At 59.2% G+C, this 25603-nt stretch carries 20 protein-coding genes; 3 read left to right on the forward strand and 17 right to left on the reverse strand.

What is annotated here, in order from left to right:
• Window positions 1–85 precede the first annotated feature (85 nt).
• From CLU91_RS28100 to CLU91_RS28105, 5 genes are all read right to left on the reverse strand, one after another.
• Window positions 86–652 (reverse strand): OmpA family protein, encoded by a 567-nt coding sequence (locus tag CLU91_RS28100; protein ID WP_157814853.1) that lies wholly within the window; start codon window positions 650–652, stop codon window positions 86–88.
• Window positions 653–789: 137 nt separating this feature from the next.
• The gene (locus CLU91_RS27220) at window positions 790–1350 is read right to left on the reverse strand and encodes a lytic transglycosylase domain-containing protein (RefSeq protein WP_157814854.1); all 561 of its coding nucleotides are present in this window, start codon (window positions 1348–1350) and stop codon (window positions 790–792) included.
• 156 nt (window positions 1351–1506) lie between these two features.
• Window positions 1507–1950: a hypothetical protein gene (locus CLU91_RS27225; protein WP_100877042.1), complete on the reverse strand. Its 444-nt coding sequence runs from the start codon at window positions 1948–1950 to the stop codon at window positions 1507–1509.
• A gap of 1042 nt (window positions 1951–2992) precedes the next feature.
• Complete coding sequence (locus CLU91_RS27230) at window positions 2993–9964, reverse strand: putative Ig domain-containing protein (RefSeq protein ID WP_157814855.1); 6972 nt, start codon at window positions 9962–9964, stop codon at window positions 2993–2995.
• Window positions 9965–10473: 509 nt separating this feature from the next.
• Entirely contained in the window at window positions 10474–10788 is a 315-nt protein-coding gene (locus CLU91_RS28105; protein ID WP_157814856.1) for a hypothetical protein, read from the reverse strand.
• Here CLU91_RS28105 and CLU91_RS28110 point away from each other — a divergent pair.
• Together CLU91_RS28110 and CLU91_RS27240 are read left to right on the forward strand one after the other, a co-directional pair.
• The gene (locus CLU91_RS28110) at window positions 10787–10975 is read left to right on the forward strand and encodes a hypothetical protein (protein WP_157814857.1); all 189 of its coding nucleotides are present in this window, start codon (window positions 10787–10789) and stop codon (window positions 10973–10975) included. The two genes, CLU91_RS28105 and CLU91_RS28110, sit on opposite strands and share 2 nt — an antisense overlap.
• A gap of 233 nt (window positions 10976–11208) precedes the next feature.
• The gene (locus CLU91_RS27240; RefSeq protein WP_100877044.1) at window positions 11209–11514 is read left to right on the forward strand and encodes a hypothetical protein; all 306 of its coding nucleotides are present in this window, start codon (window positions 11209–11211) and stop codon (window positions 11512–11514) included.
• 63 nt (window positions 11515–11577) lie between these two features.
• On the opposite strand, the gene CLU91_RS27245 is transcribed toward CLU91_RS27240, so the two are convergent.
• Genes CLU91_RS27245 through CLU91_RS27265 form a run of 5 tightly spaced genes read right to left on the reverse strand, consistent with a single transcriptional unit; the run spans window position 11578 to window position 17047 of the window.
• Window positions 11578–12195: a DUF4400 domain-containing protein gene (locus CLU91_RS27245; protein ID WP_100877045.1), complete on the reverse strand. Its 618-nt coding sequence runs from the start codon at window positions 12193–12195 to the stop codon at window positions 11578–11580.
• Window positions 12192–14102, reverse strand: a complete 1911-nt coding sequence (traD, locus tag CLU91_RS27250; RefSeq protein WP_100877046.1) for a conjugative transfer system coupling protein TraD — start codon at window positions 14100–14102, stop codon at window positions 12192–12194. Before traD ends, CLU91_RS27245 begins: the two co-directional genes overlap by 4 nt.
• A gap of 4 nt (window positions 14103–14106) precedes the next feature.
• Complete coding sequence (gene mobH, locus CLU91_RS27255) at window positions 14107–16008, reverse strand: MobH family relaxase (protein ID WP_100877047.1); 1902 nt, start codon at window positions 16006–16008, stop codon at window positions 14107–14109.
• A 58-nt stretch (window positions 16009–16066) separates the two neighbouring features.
• Window positions 16067–16708 (reverse strand): FlhC family transcriptional regulator, encoded by a 642-nt coding sequence (locus CLU91_RS27260; protein WP_100877048.1) that lies wholly within the window; start codon window positions 16706–16708, stop codon window positions 16067–16069.
• Between the two features lie 12 nt (window positions 16709–16720).
• Window positions 16721–17047 (reverse strand): hypothetical protein, encoded by a 327-nt coding sequence (locus tag CLU91_RS27265; RefSeq protein ID WP_157814859.1) that lies wholly within the window; start codon window positions 17045–17047, stop codon window positions 16721–16723.
• Between the two features lie 335 nt (window positions 17048–17382).
• Between CLU91_RS27265 and CLU91_RS27270 the strand changes: the two genes are divergently transcribed.
• Window positions 17383–18075: a S24 family peptidase gene (locus CLU91_RS27270; protein ID WP_157814860.1), complete on the forward strand. Its 693-nt coding sequence runs from the start codon at window positions 17383–17385 to the stop codon at window positions 18073–18075.
• Window positions 18076–18304: 229 nt separating this feature from the next.
• Here CLU91_RS27270 and CLU91_RS27275 read toward each other — a convergent pair whose 3' ends face one another.
• The 7 genes from CLU91_RS27275 to CLU91_RS27295 all read right to left on the reverse strand — a co-directional run bounded on the left by CLU91_RS27275 (window position 18305) and on the right by CLU91_RS27295 (window position 25585).
• On the reverse strand, window positions 18305–19372 hold the full coding sequence (locus tag CLU91_RS27275; protein ID WP_100877051.1) for a DUF932 domain-containing protein: 1068 nt from the start codon (window positions 19370–19372) through the stop codon (window positions 18305–18307).
• Between the two features lie 177 nt (window positions 19373–19549).
• The gene (locus tag CLU91_RS27280) at window positions 19550–20575 is read right to left on the reverse strand and encodes a DUF7146 domain-containing protein (protein WP_232730972.1); all 1026 of its coding nucleotides are present in this window, start codon (window positions 20573–20575) and stop codon (window positions 19550–19552) included.
• A gap of 65 nt (window positions 20576–20640) precedes the next feature.
• Window positions 20641–20952 carry a hypothetical protein gene (locus tag CLU91_RS28115; protein ID WP_157814861.1) on the reverse strand — a complete coding sequence of 104 codons (312 nt, stop codon included), beginning with the start codon at window positions 20950–20952 and terminating at the stop codon, window positions 20641–20643.
• A gap of 79 nt (window positions 20953–21031) precedes the next feature.
• Window positions 21032–21592, reverse strand: a complete 561-nt coding sequence (locus CLU91_RS27285) for a hypothetical protein (RefSeq protein WP_100877052.1) — start codon at window positions 21590–21592, stop codon at window positions 21032–21034.
• Window positions 21593–22294: 702 nt separating this feature from the next.
• A complete protein-coding gene (locus tag CLU91_RS27290; RefSeq protein ID WP_100877053.1) occupies window positions 22295–22606 on the reverse strand; it encodes a hypothetical protein in 312 nt (103 codons plus the stop codon).
• Between the two features lie 889 nt (window positions 22607–23495).
• Complete coding sequence (locus CLU91_RS28120; RefSeq protein WP_157814862.1) at window positions 23496–23837, reverse strand: hypothetical protein; 342 nt, start codon at window positions 23835–23837, stop codon at window positions 23496–23498.
• Window positions 23838–24364: 527 nt separating this feature from the next.
• Window positions 24365–25585 carry a DUF1173 family protein gene (locus tag CLU91_RS27295; protein ID WP_100877054.1) on the reverse strand — a complete coding sequence of 407 codons (1221 nt, stop codon included), beginning with the start codon at window positions 25583–25585 and terminating at the stop codon, window positions 24365–24367.
• Window positions 25586–25603: the final 18 nt, after the last annotated feature.

The following is a 25603-nucleotide window of genomic DNA, read 5'->3' on the forward strand; positions in this document are numbered from 1 at the left end:
GCGATGCAGTGCTGGCTAGAGGGAGGACGGCCTGAGCGGCATGTTGCCAATGCTGCAGTCAGGTTGATCAGAGGTGCCGTGGTTCTCATCGCTGCGCCTGCCGAGGTGGATCGGCAATGAGACTGAGCTCAACGCGCCGATTGTTCTGGCGGCCGCCTTCGGTCGCATTGGCGGTGGCGTAGCAGCAGGCGCCGCCGCTTTCCACCTCAAACTGAACCGCAGTCACGTGCAGATGGCGGCGCAGATACCGTTCGACCGTGGCCGCGCGCTGGTGGGCGATGGCATCGTTCAATGCCGGTGTACCGGTGTTGTCGGTTCTGCCCGCGATATGCATTCGGCTCCCAGGCTTCACCAGCGTCAGAAATCGCTGGAGAGCGTGTCGGGCCGCACTATCGAGCCGCGAGGAGCCCGGTGCAAAGTACACCGATAGTTCGGCGGCATCGAACAAGCCCGTGTCGCTTTCTGCACCGGTTTCCACCGGCGCTGCAGCAGATGTCTGCGCGGCGTCTGCCGCTATCGTGGTTTGGGCCAACACTCCAAGGCGCGCCTCCTGCCTTGCCAGCGTCTTGGGCGTGCGCGCAGGGCATGCCGGTGCGATGCACAGGCCGTAGAGCGCCTGCGTACCGTAGTGCAGCTGGGCGATGTGCTGCATATGAGGCCCACGCGCGGCGGCCCTGGCAGCCAGGACTGCCGACTGAGGCTGGGTGTGCGGGCTTTCGCAGGAGGCCAGCAGCATGCAGGCGGCGGTGATTTTTGTGGACGCCAGTGCAGCGTGTGTGAGCGCGCGCCTCATGACAAACTCACTGAGACAAGCGCGGCCGGCACCGGCACTACCGGTTCGGAACGCGCGTTGTTGAGGGTGTTGCGCTTGGCAGCTGGTGGGGAGCGGCGTACCGGTGGCGCCTTGGTGTTGGTGAGGAAGCCATATACGCGCCAGGCATACCGTTTGCGTGCTTCCTGGCACGCTGCTGGTGCAAGCTTGACGCATGATGCGTTGTAGGCCCCGATGGCCTCCCAGGTGACATTAAAACGCTGGAATTTCTCGCGCAGTATGCGGGCGCCGGCATGGATGTTCTTGCAGGGGTTGTACAAGTCGTCTTCGCTCAGGCCCAGGTTTTTCAGCATGGTGCTGTTCGTATTGATTCCCATGTAGCCAATGTCGACTGTATGAGTGACATGGAAATGCGTGCGGTTCACGGCACGCGGATTCAGGGACGATTCAGCCTGGGCCACGCTGAACAGCAGTGCGGGAGAGATGCTGTACTGGCGGCCGGCATCGTCCCAGCAGGCATGCGCGGCACATGGCAGTAGTGCGCAAGAAAGAGCAGCGAATGACAGGAGCGATTGCATGAGCGTAAAAATCACTGGAAAGAGGATTCAACAGCCTGTTGTGCAACGAACAGGACGCTTTGGTATCAGCCGGTGCCGCGTGCGCAGAGCGCGAGGCAGGGGTGTTTCCAGGTAGATGCAAGCGGTGGTGGTGCGGTGGTTGTTGCTTGGTAATCGTTACGATTGCTGGGTATTCTTCAAACCGGTGGAGCGGGCCACGGTATTTTTGCGGGCTTGCCCAAAGATGTTGTGTTTTGCGATCTCTTTTTTCACCACAATGGCAATGCAGGCCGTGGTGAAATGGTCCAGCGTGAAATGGGGGTGCGGATCACAGTTCAGGGGTGATCGCTGCAGTGCCCGTAACAGCTGGTATTGCGGCTTCCAAATTTCCTCCTGGCGGCGCGGGGTACGTTGATCGCGCAGAAGCAGCTCGGTATGCAAATAGGTAAAAATCAGTTTTTCCGCGTTGTCGAAGGTGAAGGCCAGTGAAATGTACGCGCTGATCAGGTCTGTCGCGCTGAACTGGGGAGCATAGTTGTCGGCATCCAGGTAGAGCGCTTTCACACACTGGAATTCCTCATGGAACACGCGTGTCGCCACGGTTTGCCTGGGATCGTCCATCTGCGCGTGTCTGGTATTCGTGCATGGCGGAGTAAAACTCGGCGGCGAAGGCGGATGTGGCGTAGACATGTTCTCTGGGTGCGAAAAGTGATCCATGAATAGGATCGTAAGCGTGGCCGAGTGCATCGTGTCGCCAACAAAATGCGGATTTCTATTAGCATTTCGTTTTGTTGGACGCTACTTCTACTTCAGGTGTACGTCGGCCTGCCTCAGGTTGCAATAAAGCCGCTTCCCCGTATTGGTAGGGGTCTGTGTTCAGCGTCGTCAAGGTTGGACCACGAGATTCCTGGCGATGATGAAGGAGGGCCAGGGATGGGGTAGCTCCTGTTCCAGATGCGTTTGGTTCCAGATGTCGGTGTATTTTTTCGTCAAGATGCGTCTGATGTTCGATAAGAAGACTGTCGTCACCTCCTGCTCGAATGCCCCAGTTTGGCTTGCCAATGCTGCGCCTTGTGCCGCCGGTTGGAGATTGACGGTAGTTGTGGAGTGAGGTAGGGCTTCAGGCGGGGCGGCGCAGGAGAGGGGGAAGTGATCTGCGAGAAAACGGTGTGCCGTTGACGATCCGGCCAAGCACGGATACTGGCAGAGGGCCAGCGTAGGTTTGGGAGACTCGACAAAGTACTTCATCGTCGGATGCGCATGCTGCTGGTTACTGCCTGGTGAGATTGGTACTGTAGCCGCCGCACAAGGGGTCATCCCTGTGGATACTTTTGTATTTGAGGGGAGAATTACCCAGACTGAATGACATGTTGAGATCGTTCGCTCAGATCAGGCGCATCCTGCCAAAGCACGACCCGGGCTGACTGCGTGGTCTCTCCGGCGGGTAAGCGGTGCAAGAGACAAAAAAATACCGGTGCATCAAGCGGAAAGGCAGCGAGGTTCGCCGAACTCGATGAGCTTCTATTCCTAAACGAGAGAATGAGGACACGCAAACTGGTTCCAGGCCAATACGCGTCCTCATCTTCAAATGTGCCAATTTTATTACGCCCCTGGGCCCATGCTGGGGGCAACATCAGCGGTGATGTTTAACCGTTCCTTTCAACTATTTCAACGGCACTTCCACACCAAACATGACTGATTGGGTACGCCCGCTATCGATATTCAGATTGCTGTTGTAGTCCAGAGTCAGTGTCGTGCCGTTCGACAGCAGCAGCTTGACGCCCAGCCCCGCCGTCCAGTTGCCTGTCTGCTGCGGCAGTGTGCGGATCACATACACGGGGCCGTCCGCCGACAGGTCGGCATACGCCAGGCGTGCATCGTCGGCGCCCTGGAACTGGTGGCGGTACTCCAGCCGCGCACGCGGGAACCATGTACCCAGACCGCCGACATAGATGCCCTCGGCCCGCACGCCCAGCGCGCCGATGCGCGAACGTACGGTTTGCTTGAAGTAGCTCAGGGCATTGATGCCCGCCGCCGTCTCCGTGTACGGATCGAGCTTGGCAGACATCAGTTCCACGCGGCCGTATGGCGACCACATCCAGGTTTCCTGGCGCATCTCCATGCCGCCCACCAACGCGCCGAACACCTGCTTGCCGTCGCGTTCGCCGGTGGCAAAACCGCTGCCATCGGTCAGGTAACGCGACGCATCGTATTGCAAGGTGCCGTAGCCGAGCACGCCATCGACAAAGACACCCTTGCTCGGGCGCAGGCTGCCATACACGGCCGCCACGGCGCTATCGGCCGTGCTGCGGCTGCCGTGCTGGCCCACGTCGCTGCGGTCATGGCTGAAACCGGCACCCACGCCCAAGGTCGCCAAGTCGCTGAGGCGGTAATCGCCGCCCACGCTCACGCCATTGGTGCGGAAGCGGAAGCCCGTTTCGCGGCCATTCACATAGTGCTGGCCGAAGTCGACCGCGCCACCAAGCCAAAGGGACAGCGCCCGTTTCTGCGCATCCGGTTTTTGCGGCATGTCCGGCAAGGCGGCGGAGTCCGCCCCGATGCCGCTTCCTGCTGCACCTGGCTGCTGCTTGTCCGTTTGCAGGATGGTGCGATGCTCTTGTTTACGGGGATTCCTGCCGAAAGCACGGTCCGCTTCCTGCTCCTGCCAGCGCGCCAGCGCCGCCGTCGGATTGCCGCTGTCGTTCGGCGGCGTCAGGCTCAGGCCAAAGCTTGACCTTCCCCAGCCGTCTCCATGCAGGCTTTCCAGGCGCTGCGTGAAGTTCGACAGCTGCGCGCTGGCGAATCGCCGCGCCGCATCGGCTTGCGCCGCCTGCAGGCCGATCACTTCCGGATCGAGCGACGGATCGCGCCGCGCCGTTACGGTCACATTGACCACGCCCGGCTTCGACGTGGCATAGGCATTGCTCAGGGTGTAGCTGACGACGGCCGCGCCGGCAAACTTGCCCGACGCCGCAAAGCTCAGCTGGTACGACGGCTTGCCGGCCGTGCCGACATCGCGCACCACAGCCTTGCCCGCTTCCGCCGGCGTGACGCTGAGCACATTGGCCGCCGTGAACGGACCACCCGTGGCGCCCGCCGCCAGGTCGATATTGACCGTCAGACCGGCCACCACCGTAGCACTCTGGCTGGCCACCTGCGGCATCGGATTGACGCTGATCGTCGACTTCACCGGAAGCGACGTGCCGAACACGTTCGACAAGGTATAGCCGATGCTGATGTCGCCGCTGGTGTCGATACCCGGCGTGTAAAGGATATCCATGCCGCTGACTGCTGCCGTGCCGCTGGCCGGCTGCGTGGTGATGGACACCGCCGTGAACGGGCCACCAGTGGCGCCTTCCGTTACATGCAGGGTCACCGGCGTACCGGCCAATACCGTCGCCGTCTTGGCGACGGGCACGGGCACTGGTTGCGGCGCCACCGTCACGCTGACCGTGGCGGGTGCCGATGTGCCGCCCGGGCCCGTGACCGTGTAGCTGAAGGCGTCAGGGCCAAAGTAGTCGGCATTCGGCACATACGTCACCTTGAAACTCGCGCCTACGGCACGCGCAATGCGCGCCAATGCCCCCGTCGACACCACCGTGACGCGCCCGTGCTTCGGCGGCGTGACGATGGTGACGTCCGTGATCGGACTGCCATCGGTGGAAGCGATGTTCAGACTCACTTGCTGGTTGGCTGCGGTGGCGGTCGCGTCATTGGCAACGGCCGGCGGTGCCTGACCGATCAGCAGTGTCAACGACTGCCGCACGGCGAACTGATGCACATCCGTGGCTTGTATGCTGAATGGGAAACTGCCCGCCGCTGTCGGCGTGCCACTGACGATGCCGGTTGCGGCATCGAGCGCCAGGCCAGCGGGCAAGGCGCCGCTGCTTACAGCATACGCATACGGCGCGACACCGCCGGCCGCCGTGAACTGCTGGCGATAGGCGTCACCTGCACGGATGCTGCCCAGGCTGGACGGCGTGAGCGTCAAGGTTGGTGCGGCCACCGCCAGCGTGTAGTTTTTGCTGACGCTGAACGGTGCCCCAAGGCCTGTGCTGCTATCCGTGACCTTGATGCTGAACGAGAAACTACCGGCCACGTTCGTCGTGCCGGACAGCGCTCCGGTGAGCATGTCGAGTACCAGACCGGGCGGCAAATTGCCGCTCACCTCAAAATGGTAGGGCGTGGTGCCCCCCGTCGCAGTCAGGCTCGCGCCATAGACACTTTCCGCTGTTGGATTGGGCAAGCTGGCCTGCTCCAGGCTAATGGTCGCCGATGCCACGCCAAGCGTATACGTGCGGCTACCGGTAAAACCATGCGCATCGACAGCCTGAATGTCGAAGGTGAAATTGCCACCGGCTGTGGGCGTACCACTCACCTGCCCCGTGCTACCGAGGCTCATGCCTGGCGGCAAAGCACTGCCATTCGCCAGCACATAGGCATATGGTGCGGTACCGCCTGCCGCTACCAATTGCGTACTAAACAATTGAGCAACCTTACCCGACGGCATGCTTGCCGGCCCTACGCTGATCGTCGGCGCGTTGACTGTGATCGTCACGCTGGCAGCACCAGAGGTGCCGCCAGCGTTCGTCGCCGAATAAGTAAAGCTGTCTGTGCCCGAATAGCCGACCGTTGGCGTGTACGTGATGCTGGTTCCGCTGGCCGCGGTCGCGCCATGGCTGGCGGCCGATACCACCGCCACGCTGGTGGCAGTACCGCCGCTCAGGTTCAGGGTGATGGGGTTGGCGCTGCTGTTGGCGGCGACTGTGGCGCTGACGGCATTTGCCACTGGCGCCTGGACACCTATCAGCAGGGTGTAAGCCATCGAACCGGTGGCGCCATTGGCGTCGGTAGCCGTGATGGTCAGGTTCGCCGTGCCGCTGGCAGTCGGTGTGCCGCTGATCGCGCCTGTGGCAGTGTTGAGGCTCAGGCCTGCAGGCAGGCTGCCCGCGCTGATGGCAAAGCTGTACGGGGCGGTGCCACTGGCGGCGCTGATGCTGGCAGTGTAAGGCGTGCCCATCGTGCCGTTGCTGAGCGACGCAGGCGTCAGGGTTAAGGTTGGCGCGCTGACAGTGATCGTTACCGTCGCTGCGCTAGACGTTCCGCCGGCATTCGTCGCCGTATAGGTAAAGTGGTCCAATCCTGAGTAGCCGGCCGTTGGCGTGTACGTCATGCCGGTGCCGCTGGACACAGCCGTGCCATGGCTTGCGGCAGATGCCACCGCCACGCTCACGGCAGTGCCACCGCTCAGGTTAAGCGAAATGAGATTGGCACTGCTGTTAGCCGACACCGTGGCACTGACTGCAGAAGCCAGCGGAGCCTGGACGCCGATCACCTGTGTATAACTCTTGTACCCAATGGCGCCGTAGGCATCGGTGGCCGTAATGGTCAGGTTCGCCGTGCCACTGGCAGTCGGCGTGCCGCTGAGCGCGCCCGTGGTGGTGTTGAGGCTCATGCCGGCAGGCAGGCTGCCAGCCGTGATGGCAAAACTGTACGGTGCGGTGCCGCCGGCAGCACTGATGGTCGCAGAGTAAGGCGTGCCCGTCGTGCCATTGCCCAGCGACGCCGGCGTCAGGGTCAGGATCGGCGCGCTGACGGTGATCGTCACCGTCGCCGCGCTGGAGGTGCCGCCGGCATTCGTTGCTGTATAGGTAAAACTGTCCGTGCCCGAATAGCCAGCCGTTGGCGTGTAGGCGATGGCCGTGCCGCTGGCTGTCGCCATGCCATGGCTGGCGGCCGATGCCACCGCCACGCTGGTGGCAGTACCGCCGCCCAGGTTCATGGTGATGGGGTTGGCGCTGCTGTTGGCGACGACCGTGACGCTAACGGCACTGGCCACTGGCGCCTGGGTGCCGATCACCAGAGTGTAAGCCTTCGCACCGGTGGCGCCATTGGCGTCGGTAGCCGTGATGGTCAGGTTCGCCGTGCCGCTGGCAAATGGCATGCCGCTGATCGTGCCCGTGGCGGTGTTGAGGCTCAGGCCGGCAGGCAGGCTAGCAGATGTGATGGCAAAACTGTACGGTGCCGTGCCGCCGGCGGCGCTGATGGTCGCAGAGTAAGGCGTGCCCGTCGTGCCATTGCCCAGCGACGCCGGCGTCAGGGTCAGGATCGGCGCGCTGACGGTGATCGTCACCGTCGCCGCGCTGGAGGTGCCGCCGGCATTCGTTGCTGTATAGGTAAAGCTGTCCGTGCCCGAATAGCCGGCCGTTGGCGTATAGGTGATGGCCGTACCGCTGGCTGTCGCCATGCCATGGCTGGCGGCCGATGCCACCGCCACGCTGGTGGCCGCGCCGCCACCCAGGCTTAAAGTAATGGGATTGGCGCTGCTGTTGGCGGCCACCGTGGCGCTGACCGCGTTGGCCACTGGCGCCTGGACACCGATCACCAGGGTGTAGGGCTTGGAACTCGTCACGCTGTTGGCATCGGTAGCCGTGATGGTCAGGTTCGCCGCGCCGCTGGCAGTCGGCGTGCCGCTGAGCGCGCCCGTGGCGGTGTTGAGGCTCAGGCCGGCAGGCAGGCTACCAGATGTGATGGCAAAGGTGTACGGTGCGGTGCCGCCGGCAGCACTGATGGTCGCAGAGTAAGGCGTGCCCGTCGTGCCATTGCCCAGCGACGCCGGCGTCAGGGTCAGGATCGGCGCGCTGACGGTGATCGTCACCGTCGCCGCGCTGGAGGTGCCGCCGGCATTCGTCGCCGTATAGGTAAAGCTGTCCGTGCCCGAATAGCCGGCCGTTGGCGTGTAGGTGATGGCCGTGCCGCTGGCTGTCGCCGTACCATGGCTGGCGGCGGTGGCAACGGTGACGCTGGTGGCCGTGCCGCCGCCGAGGCTCAAGGTGATGGGATTGGCGCTGCTGTTGGCGGCCACCGTGGCGCTGACCGCGTTGGCCACTGGCGCCTGGACACCGATCACCAAGGTGTAGGGCTTGGAACTCGTCACGCTGTTGGCATCGGTAGCCGTGATGGTCAGGTTCGCCGCGCCGCTGGCAGTCGGCGTGCCGCTGAGCGCGCCCGTGGCGGTGTTGAGGATCAGGCCGGCAGGCAGGCTACCAGATGTGATGGCAAAACTGTACGGTGCCGTGCCGCCGGCGGCGCTGATGGTCGCAGAGTAAGGCGTGCCCGTCGTGCCATTGCCCAGCGACGCCGGCGTCAGGGTCAGGATCGGCGCGCTGACGGTGATCGTCACCGTCGCCGCGCTGGAGGTGCCGCCGGCATTCGTCGCCGTATAGGTAAAGCTGTCCGTGCCCGAATAGCCGGCCGTTGGCGTGTAGGTGATGGCCGTGCCGCTGGCTGTCGCCGTACCATGGCTGGCGGCGGTGGCAACGGTGACGCTGGTGGCCGTGCCGCCGCCGAGGCTCAAGGTGATGGGATTGGCGCTGCTGTTGGCGGCCACCGTGGCGCTGACCGCGTTGGCCACTGGCGCCTGGACACCGATCACCAGGGTGTAGGGCTTGGAACTCGTCACGCTGTTGTCATCGGCGACCGAGATGGTCAGGTTCGCCGTGCCGATGGCAATCGGCGTGCCGCTGAGCGCACCCGTGGCGGTGTTGAGGCTCAGGCCGGCAGGCAGGCTACCAGATGTGATGGCAAAGGTGTACGGCGCAGTACCGCCGGAGGCACTGATGGTGGCGGAGTAAGGTATGTTGATCGTGCCATTGCCGAGCGACGCCGGCGTCAGGGTCAGGATCGGTGCGCTGACGGTGACCGTCACCGTCGCTGCGCTGGAGGTGCCGCCAGCATTCGTCGCCGTGTACGTAAAACTGTCCGTGCCCGAGTAGCCAGCTGTTGGTGTGTAGGTGATGGCCGTGCCGCTGGCTGTCGCCGTACCATGGCTGGCGGCGGTGGCAACGGTGACGCTGGTGGCCGTGCCGCCGCCGAGGCTCAAGGTAATGGAATTGGCGCTGCTGTTGGCGGCCACCGTGGCGCTGACAGCATCGGCCAGCGGAGGGGGGAGCGTATAGGTATAGCCGTTATTCAGTGTGACGGGACCGCTCGGCGTGGTCACAACAACACTCACCGCTCCTGCTGCATGGGCAGGTGTCGTAGCGGTAATTGTCGTGGCGTTATTAACAGTGAAGCTAGTGGCTGAAGCACCTCCAAAACTGACTGCTGTTGTACCGGTCAAATTGGTACCGTTCAGTATTACCGACTTACCGCCAGCGCTACTGCCACTGGCAGGATTAAGCGAGGTCAATGTCGGAGCGGCACTGCCGGGAACGACCAAGGTATAGGTCGCGACGGCGCCCCGGTTCCGCTGGTCGTTGACTCCGATGGCAAACGTGTAGTTGCCCGGCTTGGTAGGCGCACCATGCAATGTGGTAGTCAAGCTGCCTGGGGAAGCGTCTAGTATCAATCCTGGTGGCAGACACGGTGTGATGCCATCGTAATCGGGGTCTTCGATGTCGCATTCAGCCCACCTGTCGATCTGCCGCCCGTCTGCATCTAATACAGCGGTGATGGTGACGCTCATCGACTGACCCACTGCCAGAGTCGGCAAGACTGTGCCGGAAGGCGGCGAGACAATCGAAGGTCCTGCTGCCTGCGTGACATTCGCAAGCAACAAGGCTACGAGCAATAATCCGGCGGATATCGTTCTCTTGGACAGCCAAGGAATGAAGTTAAAAATTGATACTCTCATGAACTCTCCAGCAACCCGCCTCCCTCTGAAAAGGAGAGGTACTAAAAATAAAATGTTAATTAGGCACTTTTTAGCTACCTTGCCCACCAGATTTGCATCGCTATTTTGCAATTTTGTCAATTAAAGAAATTGGCAAAAAGTCTTACTCAAAATCTAACATATGATGTTAGTTTGAATCTGAGCAAACCTAAGCAATTCCCGATAGATTTGGTCGGGATTAGCAATAAGGACAATTGATTAATTTCGCGAGCCGCGTAAAGAAGAATTCATCGTGGAGTGCGAAGCTTCATCATTTTGCATTGCAGCTTGATTTGGTCTTGAAATGGCTGCATTCACTTCCCGCGCCACTACGTCAAAGTGGTTAGTTCGCATCCATCCCTTTAACCCGCCGCGACAGTCTTCATGCGCCTTCGACCATGGTGTAAATTTGAGTCAGCAGGCCGCTTCATAGCGGGCAGCTGTGGCGGGGGCTGCTGCGCGCGCCGGGCCCAACTTGGCTTGCGCATTGCTTAATTCGCTATATCAATGAGCAGAGTGTGAAGAAGCTGTGTCGTAGACTGCTTATGCGGAGATTGCGGGGACTCTGGCGCGGCTGGATCATAGCAGCCAGTATGCCGATTCTTGCTGCCGGGCATTCCTCCTGAACGGCCAGCGTGGGTCTTAGTCGCCGGCTTCTTCACGTAGTCGTCACGGCAGTCAACGCTGCGGAACAGCAACTCGTGCGCTACCGCTTCGTCATAGAATTGGCAGCAGAAGTCAGCAAGCAGCGCCGAATGATGGCGTACGGCGGCCATGCCGTGCGCTTGCTCTGCATAGATGATCATGTCGCTGCTGTCGCTGCTGTCGCTGTGGCCGCTCATTGCGCGCGAAGACGCGCGTGGCAGGTTCCACCACGCCGAAGCCGCCGGCATTGTTGGGCAAGATGCCCATCAGTTGTGGCGGTGCGCGCCTGGCTGGTCATCGCACGTGACGCACTTGATGTTGAAAAAGTCGTCCTTGGCGGCCACCTAGGACACCAGCAGAATCTAGATGCCGTCCTTTTTTGCCGTTCGGCGCATACATGAACAGCTTGCGGAAATTGCCCTGTCCCTTGCTGTCGTAGGTGGCCTGGCGCAAAATGTCCACGTCCTGGGTGTTGGCGCCGGCATAGGAAAGCGGAGCACCGACCGGCTGCGAACCGTCCTTGCCATACTTGCGGTGGAACAGGGGCGCCGCGTCGTTGAACCAGGCGATCGCAGCGCGCCATGCCGCTCTTGGTTATCATCCGGTTCCATCAGGTGAAACACGCGGCCCTTGGCGAACTCAGGCATGGCTTGGTCGCCGTCGATGAAGTAATCGGTATCGAGGTCGCCGCCGCGCCGCATGTACTTGGCCTGCGCATTGGCGCGACCGCCGGGCAGGTCGTCCACGTAGGCATTGCCGAACGTCAGGAAGTCCAGCGCCATGTGCTTGAAGGCCGCGCGCGACTGCTATTTACTGGGAATCCAGAGCGACAGCACGTTGGCCCTGAGGCAGATTTCGATACTGTGATGGACGCCGGCATTGAATAGTTTGATTCTGGCTGCCAGGTTAGTCGGCGGCGCAATAGTTACAGTCGATGAGCAGGGTAAGCCTTACGCCTTGGCATAGTTGGCGATGCCAAGATTCATCAAGATGCTGATGAGGACGAACATGGCAGGCAGCACAGCCGGGTGCTGGGTCCAGGGAATGACCAGCATGAGCACCATGGCGCATGCGGTCATGATCATCAGACAGGCGGACAGGCTGACGATTTCCGGGCTGTGCCGCATGAATTCATGTTTTTTGACCGAGCGGCGGATGATGCCGTCGATGCTGGCGGCGCCAAGCAGTATCCCGAACGGGGGCAGCCATTCGATCAGTGTCGCAAGGCGATAGGCGCCCAGGGCGAAGAGTCCGTTGAGCGAACGGATGTAGGCGTTGTCGAACATGCGGGTGCCGACTTTTGCCACTTCCAGCGTCACGGCAGCGGAGGGCGATGCTGGCGGCTTGTCCTGGATAATGAGCGGCGCGCGCGTCGGCTTGCTTTCAACGAACGCAAAGGTCCGCTCCAAGATGCGTGCCGCAGCACCACCTTCCCAGTACTGGGTGCAGACAGCATGCTCCACGCGGATCTGCTGCAGGAATTGCGCCGTGGTATAGGCTGCCGGAAGATATAGCACCAAAACCAGCATCAGACACAATGACACCGCGGCAACAATGCGGATAATCATGCGGCCTCCTCTGCATCTTCAGGGCCCGGATCGAGCAGCGTGCAGCGTCCCTTGATCAGCCGGCCTCCGGAAACAGAGGCAAAATACTGCAAATTGGGCAGTTTCCCCAGCATCGAAGGCGGAATCGCGTCGTCCAGTTCCTCCGTCACCTGCTGCGACGTCACGGAAGTGAAATCGGAGAGGTGCCCATCGGAGGCGGTGTTGCGCCCCACTTTCATGCTGTGGATACCGGTTTTTCCAAACGTCTCGCAGATGAATTCCTGCGTCGGCTGATCCTTGGAGCGGAAAGCGATCAAGTTGTTCAGGTTGCCCAGTGCCATCCTGGCCGCATCCTGGCTACCCAGGCGGTTCACCAGGTCCGAAATGGTTTGCATCGCCACGATCGAATAGATGCCACCCTCGGCGCCTTTGTTGAGTATCTCGATGAGCGGCTGATTGATCACGTTGGACACTTCGTCCGCCGCCAGGGTGATGCGGCGATAGCCGCCCAGGTTGTAGCGCATGCCTGAGCGCGCTGCCAGATCGGCCAGTGCCAGGGCGCCGATCGCACTGGCAACAGAGGGATCTGGCAGCGAGTCCAGGCACATCAGGAGGACATGCCCTCCCCGTTCGATCTTCTCGAAATTCATGATTGGCCGCTCGTCATCGGGATCAAAGGGATTCGGCGAGAGCGACTTGCCCAGGTCGCCCGAGGTGAGCATGGACAGGATCGGCAGCAGGTTGGCGGTAATCTTCTGGTAGTGCTCGCGGTTGTGGCGAAAGACGCCGACCTGGGAGTCAATGACCTTGTCGTGCTGCGCTTCCGGCAGGAGCAGCTCATAGTAGGCGACGAACGCCAGCAGGTCGGCACTGGCAGACGGGCTCGGCGCTTTGATCAGGCCACGGCTGGATTTGTCTAGCAGATGCGCCATGTCCGGCCGGCTGCGCCAGCCGGCGCCGAACAAGGTCTGGTAGTGCCGCCGTAAGCAGGCTTCCAGGATCGGTTCGATCCCGCCCTCGATGTAGCGCATTAGCTTCATCAAATTTGGACGCCGTTCCAGGGTGACCATGCCCTGGCACACCACATTGACGGCGTTCCAGGCAAATGCCGTGAAGGCGCCGGCCGTATCGGGTGGCAAGATCGATTCCAGGCGCGAGGCGATCTCGGTTGGCTTCTGCCAGTTGAACGTGAAGTCGATACGAGCGCTTTTTTCTGGAAAAGCGGGATGAAACCAGAGAAAGGTGTCTGGATCGCGATAGTCGTGGCAGGCTTGCATCACAATGCGCTTGAGGCGCTTGGAATTTTTTGGATCGAGGATGATCACGACATCACCGCGTTTGATGGCCTGGGTCAGCAAGTTGCCCAGCATGACGCCCTTGCCAGCCTGCGTGGTGCCGACGATGACCGTGCCACCCTCGAAGTTTTGCAGCGGCCGGTACAGTGGTTGTTCCACGGGACTGACGCCATGCAGTATCGGCAGGCCGATCTCGGCATCGGGCTGCGGCTGGATCACATAACTGCGTCCAATCGCATAGCCCAGCACCTTCTGCACCAGCGGCGAGATCAGGTAGTCCTTGTAGTCGATCTTCGACAGCTCGTAGAGGCGCTGCGAATGCACCGGCGTCCATTCGAAACCAAAGCCCAGGAAAAGCTGGTCGTCCTGCTGGATGTATTTTGCCAAGGTCCTGGTACTGATCATTTCCATGGCGCGCCCTGACAGGGCGGCGCGTACTTTGACGATATGCAGGCCCTGCCGCATGCGGATAGAGGCCATGAGCAACGAGGCCGCGGCAGAACACAGGCCCAGTTTGACTGGCATGCCATCCGGTGTCAGGTAGACGAAGGCCGCCGCTGCGGCCGTCCATGCCGCGCTTGCCAGCAGCTCCGACGGCCGGCGCCACGGCATTTCGTATTTGCGCAGCAGCATGGGGTCACTCCTCGGCGCCAGGATCGTTGAAATCCTCGACATGCAGTCCGTTGACGTATGCCGGCTTGAGGACCACGCCTGGAACGGTCTTGCCGCGAAATGGCAAGTCGGTGGTTGCCCCCTTGCCACGCTGGCGTACCAGCATGCCGAGTTCTGTCATGCTGCGGATGGCGGTCTGTATATCGATCTGGCGTTGCGCCAGCTCACCGAGCGGAACGAAAATTCCCTCCGAGGTGGTCGAACAGGCCATCCGCGAGACCGGCAAGTTCAGGGTATGGAGGACGTCGGCCAGCGCTTTCACCAGCGCCGGGTGCATGCGCATGGGCGCGGCGAAAGACAACACCTCGATCTCCCGCCCCGGCAAGTCATTCTGACCGGCAGGCATTGCCTCCACTGTCCCGGCTGGCGGCGGCATGTCGTCCATACCCTCCGGAACATTTTCTCTGCCGGGCTCGATCCCGGATAACAAATCCTCCTCGCCGGCTGTTTTATTTCCAGATGTGATTGGCACCACGGGCGCCGGCGTGGGTGCCGTGTTATCAGCGGCGAGCCGTAAATGGAGAACTGGCGCACTGGCCTTCGTCGCACTCGATGGAGACGGTTTCGGACGCTGTGCTGATCGTTGCGCCACGCCCGGAGAGGGCTCGGGCGCGGGTGGCGCAGGCGGACGGGAAGTTTTGGCCATCACCATCAATGGGATCGCCAGCGGCACCGGTTGCGGCACCATGCCTTCGAAAAGCAAGCCCGGGCTATCGAGCTTGACCGCCTCCAGCGCGCTGACCACGTTGGGTGGTTTGATTAGCCAGGTGAGCTGCACTTCGTCCTGCGGCTGCGCGATGCCATTGGCCAGCAGGATGTCCAATACTTCGCTGGCCGATTGGGGCAGCCCCGGCAGCAATGCTTCCTCCAGGACCTTGAGGATGTCGGCAACCGCGTTTGGCCAGATGATGAACACCCCGTCAGGGCCGAACCAAACGCGCGATTTCTCGCCATTGGGTACCCATCCGGGATGCGCGTCGACCAGCTCCTTCATGGTGTCGAGAAAATAGCGGCCCAGATGCAGCGCGGGTTTCAAAACCCCTTGTACTCGGGCGCTTTCTTGCAGATCCCTATCGATGACAAAGGCGGCGGCCCGGCGTACCAGCTCGTCGAGCAAGTTGTGCTGCTGCCGTGTCGTGCTGCCGCTGATCGCGGCGAGCATGTGCGGCACCACCACGCTGTTACCCTCTGCCAGATACGCCATGGTCTCCGGGGTGATGATCATCGGCAGTGCAAACAGGCCCGCGGAGCGTGTTTCCTGCATGCCGGGTTCCCAGCGCACCACCAGGTGTCTTGCCTTGCGCCGTGCGGCCCACTGTGCCAACGGCATGAGGAAGGGCTGCCATTGCTCGCCATGCTCATCGCAGACTCTGATATGGCTCAGTGTACGGTACAGGTCAGCGCACAGACCGGCGATAAACGTGGCCCGCCGCCATCGCGGCTCCAGGTGTCGCCGGGCCGTAATGGTCGCGCGCCCTTCAAAAATCTGGTCATCGGTGGCCTGCAGCGCAAAGAACGCCGTCCTCAATCCCAGGTCGACCATCCCCCCGCTTGCGCAGAAGTGCTGATTCGGCGTCGCTGGCAAGTCGAGTACATAGTCGACGAACTTCCGGATCGGTGGAATGAGTTCTCTCTGGAATGTTTCGTGATCACTGCCATATGACAATTTGATGCGTTGAATGAACGCATGCTGGCTCTGCATGATCTCCTCTGCGGAACGCATGGCCATGCCCTCATGCTGGCGGTGCGGATCAGCAATGCTCTGTTTGGGATGCTGTTGCGGAGTAGTTCCCCATTGCGCTGCCGTGCCGCAGCGCGGATCACGGCGCAAGATCGATTGGAGCCAGGCGGGCAGGTGCATGATCATTGGTTCCTTCTTGCATCAGCATGGGGCCGTTGTCCATGGGAGCGATCTGTTCTGAGGGCTAGGCATGGCCGGTGCGCCGAAGGGCATATTCCGCCGCGAGATCCGGCTGCTGCGCCTGCAGGGCATTGGGCGGAACCGGTTGTGGGAAATGCCGGCGAATGCGCGGATCTGTCGCATAGGCTTTGACCAGATGGCAGAAGACGCATGGATTATTGCAACTCATTACATTTTTTCGATGGACAATATATTGAGAGGTACAGTGACGACATGTTTTCAGTAGCAGCGATGGCGAACGCTGCGTCCAGATGCCTTTTAAGTGGCAGGCCAATAAAAATGCACGGTCAATCGATACATATGGATCACGTCGGCATCGTTCTGAATACAATTTGAAACTATCAATTAACGCATTGCCTGGCGTATAGCTTGCTCCAAAGTCATTGAGTTCACAGACCTGCATGAAAATGGCGGCAAACATGCAGGCGTCTGCCTTGGCCATATTGTTCGTCCGTTCATACCAGAAAATCGCCGAAGCAATTCCCCTCCCCCGCCGCTCGCCGGACTGGTCGTACAAGAGACGGCGCAGGACGGTCATGCTCAACCCGCTGACACAGGATGCGGTGCCAATGGTGGCGCCCAACTGCGCACAGGTATCGGCAAGAATAAACGCGTTGATATGGCGATTCACCTGAATATGGCCCATGACGCACCTCCTTCATGAAGACATCGCCATGCCCGGCTCCATCCTGCTGCCGGGCGGCACATGCTTGCGTACCGCAGACAGGATGCTGGCCAGCCCTGCTGGGGCATCGAGCAGCTGAAGCAGGTCGTCACGCGGCAAGAACAGGCTTTCCCCCGTCATGTTGGCGGCGATGGTCTGGATGTCCGTGAAACTCATCTTGAGCAAGCGCGTGCACTGTTCCTTCGTGAGCCTGAAGCTGTAGGCAGTCGCCGCAGGGTTGGTTTTGAGGTTGGAATGAATGAGCGTCAATAACTGAAAATTCATCCATTGCACACTATTAAAAACGTGGTCGTTATCCATGGTCGTCCTCAATTTTTCCATATTGAAACTGAAAAAGGTAATAACTTTGGTGGCTGCCAGAAAAATTAGCAATCTCATCTATTAAATTATTTGCGATGAATAATTCGTGCGGCTATTTAATTTTTAGGCTACACCACGAAAAACGTGGAGTCAATAGCAGATGCTTCTTTTGATAGGAGAGAGAGAATATGGGAGGTGCGACTTGATTATAATTATTTTTGTGGTAGCTCTCGAAATGTGACATGTATTTAGTGATGGAATGAAATAGCAACTGCTGCAAATGCCTTACAAATAAATTGGCTCCGCGATTTTTGACTCTGGGGAGTAGCACTAAAATGAATACGCTGAAAAAAATTGTACCGTTGTCAAAAGAGACAGCAAGCACTGTCGAGATTGATCTCGTGCCAGGTTTTCGCAACAGGTTAGGTGTCGAGCTTGCAAAATTGAATATTCCTGTGACACAACGTCAACGTTTTCTGAGGGACATTACTGGCCGCGCGCTGCAGACGGTCAGCCGCTGGATTGAGCCGGGAATGCCTGGCCTGCCGGACTTGCGATCGCTGGCCATCTTATGCATTCAGTTCGGCGTGGACGCGAACTGGTTGCTCGGACTGACCAAACACCGCACTGCTTTTCTATTTGATGACCTGGCAGAAGGTGTCTCCGAACACTTAGCCGGCGAGCGTCAGAAGCGCCCAGACTGGATCGGGACCCTGATTGCTGAAACTACCTCTAACTTGCACGAATGGCAGGTGCATGTGATGGCGGGCGATGATATGGCGCCCTTGATTAATCCAGGCGCCGCCGTTTTTTTTGACATGATCGACACGCCTACGGATGTCAACGGTACCTATGTGCTCGACTATCTGGGGCGGATGCTGGTGCGGCACGTTGACGTGCAGCTCGGACGCGATCTTCTGTTGCGATGCGAGAACACGCGCTATGCGCCGATTAGCATCCCGCGTCCCTTGGCTGGCTTGACGGTCATGGGAAAAGTAAAACTGGTGTTCAATCCAGTGCACTTCTGAACCGCCCGGCGGCCCAGACAGAGTGGGGGCCTGCGCAGACGAGCTGGGGGAACCGCATTCGCTGGCGGTGCGGAGGATAGTGTGCGTCCACGTGCCGACCATGCACCTCGGTGGCGGCCACCATGGTTTATCTTGGTGCTAGCAGACAAAGCGGACGTGGATATCCTGGCAGCGGGACGAGAGTACTGCGCGATAACAAGAAGAATTGTTATCGCGCAGATAGGTGCGGTTAAGCTGCAGCCGCAATGGCTTTCCACTCAGGCGGTTCGAAATCGAGCATATGCCCGCCGAATTCCTCAAATGCAGTAGCGCGGTCATAGTCGGCAATTTCTTGCGAGTAGCCCGTTACGGCGTTGACAAGTCCATAGCCGGATAGCGAGCCGCCTTCAACCAAATAACGCAATACCCCGCCACGCTCATCATCATTCAAGGAAAACCGTTTGGCCAGTACCTCCACCGATCTGACGGGGTCGCCGGTCAATTTGATGCCCATGGTCTTCTGCATTTTGGCGGAGATCAGCTGGAAGGTCGCTGCCGAGACTGCTGCTTCGACCATGTCCCGTACCTTCAGGAATAGAGCATGGTCGTGGGCCTTCAAGGTGTCGTCCTGAAATACGATCACATGATCCTCTTCGCTGATCATCTTACGTCCCAGGTGCGTCTTGCGCATCGAGCGATCTGCTGCAATCAGGCCGTTCTTGCACACCAGGCGATAGATGAGTGGCTCGACACGCAATTTGGCGCTGCCTATTTCCGAATTGCTCACCACAACACCCGCCTGTATCACGTCGCCAGGGGCGACTTCGCAGCAGATCTTGCTGGTCACTACTTTCAGGTACAGCCGTGACTCCGTTAGTTCCAGCGATTCAAGGCGTGCGCCAGGCAAGCGGTCGAGGATCGGTAAAATGTAGTTTGCCAAATCCCAGTGGTCGATGCGGCGATACCGATCGGTCAGGAATGCACGTGCCCTGCCATCGAGCGTGCGTACTAGACGGTTGATATGGGGTTGTGCGTGCAGCCAGGTATTCACGTTGCGGTCGAGCAGCACGGGCTTGTCCTGACGCATGCGTTCAAAGTAGCCATGCGGAATCGCATGTTTATCGGCGATCTGGCGCAAAGCGAACGCATTGACGGGATATTCGTGCGCGCCATCGGATTCGTCAATCAATAAAGTGCATTGTCCAGTCATGCTGGTGGACAGGCGCATCTTCATCGACGGTACGATCAGGTCTTTCTTGCTGGCCAGCTGACGTTCAAGTTCAACAGCTAGATTTTTCAGGGTGCGGCCTTCTCTCATGATGATCTCCTAAAAAAGGCGGAGATGCACCCGGGCGGGAACATCCCCGCAGGGTGACAATAGAAAGTAGTCAATTACTTGGACGCATTGTGCGGCGTCCATTCGCCCGCCGGCATTGCCGGTGGCGCCTGCAGCAGACGTGATACTTTACGTTCCGGTAAGAATCCTATCGGAGGATCACGCTGCCTTGCTGTTGCAGCACAATGTGGCTGCAAACACATTCGTCCAGTCAGATCCTGGTGCTTTGGGAACAAACACCTCCACTTCGATGGGCGTCGTACGGCGAGCCTTTTTCAAGCGCCGCGCCAGGAAGTAGGCCGATGCCTGGCCATCAAAGCAGCTATCTGCATCGTTGTCGGCGTAAATTCGCAGCTTGATGACCGAATCAGGGATCCATATCTGCTCCAGGTTGCCGGCCGTCAGCGCCGGCCAGACTGGTGGTCCGGTGCGCTTGAGCACCGCAATGCCATTCTCGATGCCTTCCGACACCGACAATTCAGTCGTGGGCTCTCCCAGGCGGACCGCTGAGCCGAACCAGGCATCGCCCAGCAACTTTTTCGGTTCGTCGACAGGGGCTTTCGCACCATTTTTCAAGTAGGTGCGGTGTAAAGCCACGATACCGCCATCCTTTCCCTGCAGGCAGGCCACCATAGCCGGGAAATCGGCGACATGCACGTACTTGCCTGCCGCACCGTCCCTCACAAAATACGGCAGCGCTGGGTGCAAACGCAGCGTCGCTGGATAGTGCTCCAGGGCGATGCCGCGATTGGCCAGGTAGCGGTCAACCTCGTCACCTGTCCGGATCGGTATGGTTTCGCTCCAGACTTTGTTCCGGCTTCGCCGGGTATCGTGGACCGCCCGTTGCGCTGCTCCACCGGGAGCTTCTTCGGGAAGCACGTTGAGCACGCGCTCGACGGTGCGTAATGTCTCACCAGCGCTGATGCGTAGCCAATGCTGTAGCAGCTTGAAGCCGCCGCCGGCGCCGCAGTGCCGGCAAAAATAGTTTCCTTCACCAAACTTATCGGTGTACTGAAAACGATCTCTGCCGCCACAGCCGGCGATGGGGCACGGGCCATTGCGGTGATTTAACAGCCGCTCGTCAACGCCACATTGCGCCAGGATCGACGTCCACCGGCCATGTGCCAGCGGCAGCATCCTGCGCATTCTTTCGTCAAATTCCTCTTTCCTCATCATCTCCTCCATTGATCAGCACCCCTGCAGCGAAGCGCGACCGGCGGGGTCTGCACCCCGCTTGTGGATGAAATGGGTTAATCGGCGAGCCTTGGCGTGAACAGCTTGCCGTCGTGCAGTGCGCTGCCGATGATGTGTTCGGCGGCTTGCTGGTCCGTCACGTAGTGCACTTCGTTCGCCGCACTGCTGTCCACTCTCCTGATCTCGAAGCCATTGCCTTCGGCATGGATCACAAAGGCCATGTCCCGGCGCCTCCCTACAAAGAAATCCCGGCCTGAATGTCCGGATACCACTTCCCATTCCTTGACGAGATACGACAGATCCGCCATCGCTGTGACGCGAAGCATGCGGCTACGGATTGTATTGACATAGTTGGATGCAGTTTTCACATTCATCTCCTTTCATTCGTAATAAATGGCAATGGTTGTTGGCTTGACTGAGCCCTGCTCCCCGAGATGTGTCCATGTGTCAGGAGAACAGGTCACTCTGGACGGCAGATTGCTTGATCTGCTGGTTGATCCATTGCGGATTTTTTTCCAGCTGGTGTGCAACCCAGTCAGGGTGGTGCAGGATTTCGGACTGTATCCAGGCCGGATAGTGGTGCAGCGAAGTGCTGAACCATGCCTTCAACTGATTGAGAATCCAGCTGCGAATGTCGTCAGCGCAGAGCTTGCCGAAGTAGGCAGTAGGAGAAAGCGGACTTGTTCCCACCACTTCCAGGCAGCTGGCAAAGGAAAAGGGCATCCGGTCGTGTTCACGATCAGTAAAGATCCACCGCAGCAGCTCAAATTTCTCTTCCAATGGTGCAAGTGGATCGCGAAGCCCGTCGATTTTCGTCAGGAGCAGCCAGTGCAGGTCGACCACTGCTTGTTCATCCCACTGTACGTCAGCTTCAGCATCAATGGATCGCAGCAATGCCTGACTATTCAGATCGCTTTGGCTACCTTGGTCGATCTGAAACATGTCTGGCTGTGACAGGCTGCGGCCGGATTCGGGTGTCTGGCCGGAATGAGTAGGTGTGCTATGCATGATTGCCTCCCATGAAAAGAGGGACAATCAATCCCCCGGGATTGTTTGTCCCTGGGGGTGAAAGAATACCGGCGGAGCCGGCAATGACAAGACTGGCTTAGAGATGCGGTGCGAACCGCAATGACGGGCTGCCAGCTACCGTCCTACAAACCTTTTGACGCGCGCATGAAACAGCGATGCGGCGCGACGAAAGGCCTCAAGATGGAAAGGATGGCGACAGGAGGACAGTGGTGACGCGACAGCGATCGAAAGACAAAGTGAAGGCACTGCGCGCAAATATGGTGGCTCGCCGATGCTTGCAGGGCCAGCTGCTGCTGAACTATTTGTAATGTAGGACACGTCATTGGTGAAGTCAAATTCGGAGCGACGAAAAGCGTACGGGCGGTGCGTGTACGTGTGTGTTTGCAATAGGATAGTCCACGCGACTGCGATTACGGGAGAACCAGACAGGTCAGAATCTGCGTGCTGACGTATGGTCACCAAGGCAATATCTTGACCTACTCACGTTAAGGAATGGTAATGCACCCATGGAGCGCGCAGCGCGCTGCATGCTGGCACCGCGATGCCGGTTGCGGCCATAGTGGCCGCTTTTCCCGGTGTAGTTGTCAACACTCTGTGCCACATCGTCATGGCCGCGCGCTGCAACGGCCACTGTCGGCGTGCAGACTGCCAGCTTCCGCATCACTCGGAAGCAGTACCTGCTTACTGTCTTTGTACGTCAGCCTCATGGGACTGCCGGCTCGACTGCGAAGAGCTCCTTAGCTGATTCACGCTGTCGCGAATGGCTGCTTCGGCAAATCCCATCAGCCAGGCATCGCGCAGCTCAACCTGGCAGCTGAATAGGCGCGGCACCTGGTTATTGCCGCGCGCGTAGTCGTCAAAGCCGATTTCTTCAGCGCGAAATAGCAAAACACTCATGCGTTCATACCGGTGCTGTGCATCGTATTGCATGCCCAGCGCGCGGCAATAGCCTTGATAAATCAATCTGATGGTGATACTCAGAACCTCATCCATTTTATTGCTCCTTAATGCATATGCCCTGCGCCGTCTTGCAGCACCCCTCCGTGCACATAGCAAAGATCCTTTGCCGAACACAGGTGCCCCGTCGCGAGGTCGCAGAAGCAAAAACACGTTCTGTTTGTTCGAATGAAATGCGCGCCATCCCTGGTCATGACGCGCGTACCTGGAAGCAGTGCCTCGAGCTGCTCAATCGATGCGCCAGGCGCGCCAGCCGAACTGGCAGTGCTTAGCTCATGTGTTCCATTGAAAGGTAAAAAATGGTGTTTCATGTCCTCCTCCGTACTTAGGGTTGTGGGGTGGTTGCTGAACAATAAGTTCCAGCCATGCGGCCGTGAATGATTGCCGCTCACCGCATGGCTGTGACTATGCGATATCGCGTTCCATCACTGGGTCATGCTGAGCCTGGGATAGTTTTTCGGCGGGCCTGGCGCCGCAGGAAGCCTAGCGGCAGGCTCTGATAGTGACGCGGCTATGGACTGCTTGCCACGTGGCTGATATCTGCATTGGCCGCATGCCACGCCTGCACGCCGGACGTAGTCCGGCAGCATAGGCGTGAGATGCGCTATCCTTGACATTAGCCAGTTGCTGCAAACAGCACAAGCTGCCGCGATGCTTTACTGCACAGGCAGGCTTGGAACGCAGCTCGCCGGCGAATGGCTGGTGCAGCCGTTGAACTGGTTACTCCTCCCCATAGGGAAAACAGTAACCGCAGGCGGGACAGTCAATGCTCCAATACTGATTGATTGACCCGGAGTCGGCATTTTCCCAGTAGCGGTAGCGTGCCCATTCATGACCGCATCCGGGACACTCTCCTGGATAGCGCTCATCGTCCAGCTGCATACCTCCAGGTTCAACGCCGTTGCCAAATACTACGGTACTCATCTCAGCCTCCCTGTTTATTTGCCAGGTTGACGCATGGATGACTGCGCATCGCCCATTGCGGCAGCTTGCTGACCGATGCATGGAAAAGTGACGCGAGTGCCATGGCGTACGCCGAGACCCTGTGCCGTGCAGGACCCAGGAGCCGGCAGGTATGCGACATCTGCGGCCAGTCTGAAAGCAGGCGCGCCTTGGCTGGGCTCAGCTGAATGCCTGCCGTCAGTGCTTGGCCCTGCGGGATCACGTTCGGGCTAGCTTGCTCCTTGCAGGCAGGGAGAATGCCGGAACCGCCAACGAGAATACAGATTGGACGGTCGTGATGCAGTAGATCGTATCGATGGGACATGATAGTTCTCCAGAAAAGACGGAGTCACCCAAGCCCCAGGCGGGGTTTTCGGGATCCCCGCAAGTGAATGAAATGTAAGTAGACAATCTGCGTGCAAGCTGGTCGGTGATGTGGCGATACTGGCCGCCAGACAGGAGCGCCTCAGTACATGGAATTTCCAGTACCTGTGGAGCTATTCATGTAAAAGACCTGGCCAGGTAGATGAATGGCCAGTTCACTGTTGCAAGGGCAACGTATCGGTGCCAGAGGCACCGATGAGAGTGGCGGGTAACGACCGCTACGCCTGCCGCAACGGTGCGGCAAGATCCAGTGATAAGTCCGCGATGGACAAGGACCGGAGCAACTTGAGAGCGATTCTCAACATATGCATGTCTATTTTTGCACTGGTCGCGTCGCAATGCAAGCGGCGGAAATGGCCAAGTTCGACGAAAAGCACCCTGATTTTAGAAGTTTCCCCCTTGCATTTGGCACGTCGAGGTAAGACTTCATCCGCGACAACCGTATCGGCGCGGTGTCTATACAGGAAGCTACATGGAGGAGCGCGCCGGGCGTGGGCCTTTGATTGGCTCGGGTAGCGGCGGCATAGGCTGGTCGGAGACCCATACCCATGCGCCTGGAGTCGCGCGCAGCTGCGCGGCCTTCTCGGCTTTAGATTTTTCGGTCCAGAAGGTGCTGATGGTATGCAAAGGCACGGGCATGGGCCCTGCATCGAGCAGTAGCGCTGTGGCGAAACGTGCTGCATGCGTACTGTCATATGCCAGCGGTTTCATAAAATGCCGGCGTGCGCTGGTGAGTGCATGTACCAGCTGCGCCTCATGTGCATCCTCAATGGGGATCCAGTTTGCAGTTGTCGTCATCAGACTTACCGCATGGATGAGGAACGCCGCTTCAGTCTTTGGATAGATCAGTGCGCACAGGATAATGCGCAATGCTGACTCAGGATCGGCATCCTTCATCAAAAATGTCGCGGCAAAGGTGTGTTCAATTTTCTTCCAGGACTTTTCGTCAATGAACAGCGGTACGTCCGACATGTGTTTTATGGCGATTTTTTTGCCATTTACAGAATCTGCGACGCATTTGAATTCACCGACGATGATCCCCATGCCGGTTGATCCCTCTTCAACATGACTGGTCAAGGAACCGAATTTGCGGCGGCGCCTTTCGGCGATCTCTGTTTTGCGCTGTTCGTTAAATTGCTCTGGCACGTATAAATGCTCCGAAAGCGGTCTTCCTTTGATCCTGGTACTATCCGCCACCTCCATGAGGTATTTATGGATGACGGCCTGGCTACGTTTGCCTTCCATCGCCGGCAACCATCGATTGAAGCCGGCCCGGTCGAAGAGATAATGCATGACGGCGCGCAGCGACATCTTCCTTTTTGCCACACTCACGTCGACCGGCTCCGTCTTTTTTACCGGGTGCCTGGCTATCCCGCAGCTCTTTTTGAGGGGAAAATTGACATAGATTTCGGTGAGCGCATCGCCATTGTCGACTACCGCCTCACCCATCAATTCACCCAGCCCAGAGTCGCTGTATTCCGGCTCAAACGATTTGCAGGACGGATGGTGCTTGTGGCCGGTGCCGGGCATGCGCTTGAGTAAGCAGCGATCCATCCTTGCAATGTACATGTCGACACCACCAGGCATACACAGGCAACGTGGCCGCTCGGAGGTGCCGTGCAGCTCGGCCAGAGCCTGCTGCAGTTCGGCGGCATTGTCATCCATACGCCGCCCTCTCACCAGATACATCGCAGTGTCCACTCAACC

The sequence above is a fragment of the Janthinobacterium sp. 64 genome (genome assembly GCF_002813325.1).
GTDB lineage: Bacteria > Pseudomonadota > Gammaproteobacteria > Burkholderiales > Burkholderiaceae_D > Janthinobacterium.

Excerpts from the sequence above, each read along its gene's own strand:
- CLU91_RS28100 (WP_157814853.1), bottom strand. The coding sequence starts at position 652 with ATGCAGCACATCGCCCAGCTGCACTACGGTACGCAGGCGCTCTACGGC.
- CLU91_RS27220 (WP_157814854.1), bottom strand. The coding sequence starts at position 1,350 with ATGCAATCGCTCCTGTCATTCGCTGCTCTTTCTTGCGCACTACTGCCA.
- CLU91_RS27225 (WP_100877042.1), bottom strand. The coding sequence starts at position 1,950 with ATGGACGATCCCAGGCAAACCGTGGCGACACGCGTGTTCCATGAGGAA.
- CLU91_RS27230 (WP_157814855.1), bottom strand. The coding sequence starts at position 9,964 with ATGAGAGTATCAATTTTTAACTTCATTCCTTGGCTGTCCAAGAGAACG.
- CLU91_RS28110 (WP_157814857.1), top strand. The coding sequence starts at position 10,787 with ATGTCGCTGCTGTCGCTGCTGTCGCTGTGGCCGCTCATTGCGCGCGAA.
- CLU91_RS28105 (WP_157814856.1), bottom strand. The coding sequence starts at position 10,788 with ATGATCATCTATGCAGAGCAAGCGCACGGCATGGCCGCCGTACGCCAT.
- CLU91_RS27240 (WP_100877044.1), top strand. The coding sequence starts at position 11,209 with ATGCCGCTCTTGGTTATCATCCGGTTCCATCAGGTGAAACACGCGGCC.
- CLU91_RS27245 (WP_100877045.1), bottom strand. The coding sequence starts at position 12,195 with ATGATTATCCGCATTGTTGCCGCGGTGTCATTGTGTCTGATGCTGGTT.
- traD (WP_100877046.1), bottom strand. The coding sequence starts at position 14,102 with ATGCTGCTGCGCAAATACGAAATGCCGTGGCGCCGGCCGTCGGAGCTG.
- mobH (WP_100877047.1), bottom strand. The coding sequence starts at position 16,008 with ATGATCATGCACCTGCCCGCCTGGCTCCAATCGATCTTGCGCCGTGAT.
- CLU91_RS27260 (WP_100877048.1), bottom strand. The coding sequence starts at position 16,708 with ATGGGCCATATTCAGGTGAATCGCCATATCAACGCGTTTATTCTTGCC.
- CLU91_RS27265 (WP_157814859.1), bottom strand. The coding sequence starts at position 17,047 with ATGGATAACGACCACGTTTTTAATAGTGTGCAATGGATGAATTTTCAG.
- CLU91_RS27270 (WP_157814860.1), top strand. The coding sequence starts at position 17,383 with ATGAATACGCTGAAAAAAATTGTACCGTTGTCAAAAGAGACAGCAAGC.
- CLU91_RS27275 (WP_100877051.1), bottom strand. The coding sequence starts at position 19,372 with ATGAGAGAAGGCCGCACCCTGAAAAATCTAGCTGTTGAACTTGAACGT.
- CLU91_RS27280 (WP_232730972.1), bottom strand. The coding sequence starts at position 20,575 with ATGGAGGAGATGATGAGGAAAGAGGAATTTGACGAAAGAATGCGCAGG.
- CLU91_RS27285 (WP_100877052.1), bottom strand. The coding sequence starts at position 21,592 with ATGCATAGCACACCTACTCATTCCGGCCAGACACCCGAATCCGGCCGC.
- CLU91_RS27290 (WP_100877053.1), bottom strand. The coding sequence starts at position 22,606 with ATGGATGAGGTTCTGAGTATCACCATCAGATTGATTTATCAAGGCTAT.
- CLU91_RS28120 (WP_157814862.1), bottom strand. The coding sequence starts at position 23,837 with ATGTCCCATCGATACGATCTACTGCATCACGACCGTCCAATCTGTATT.
- CLU91_RS27295 (WP_100877054.1), bottom strand. The coding sequence starts at position 25,585 with ATGTATCTGGTGAGAGGGCGGCGTATGGATGACAATGCCGCCGAACTG.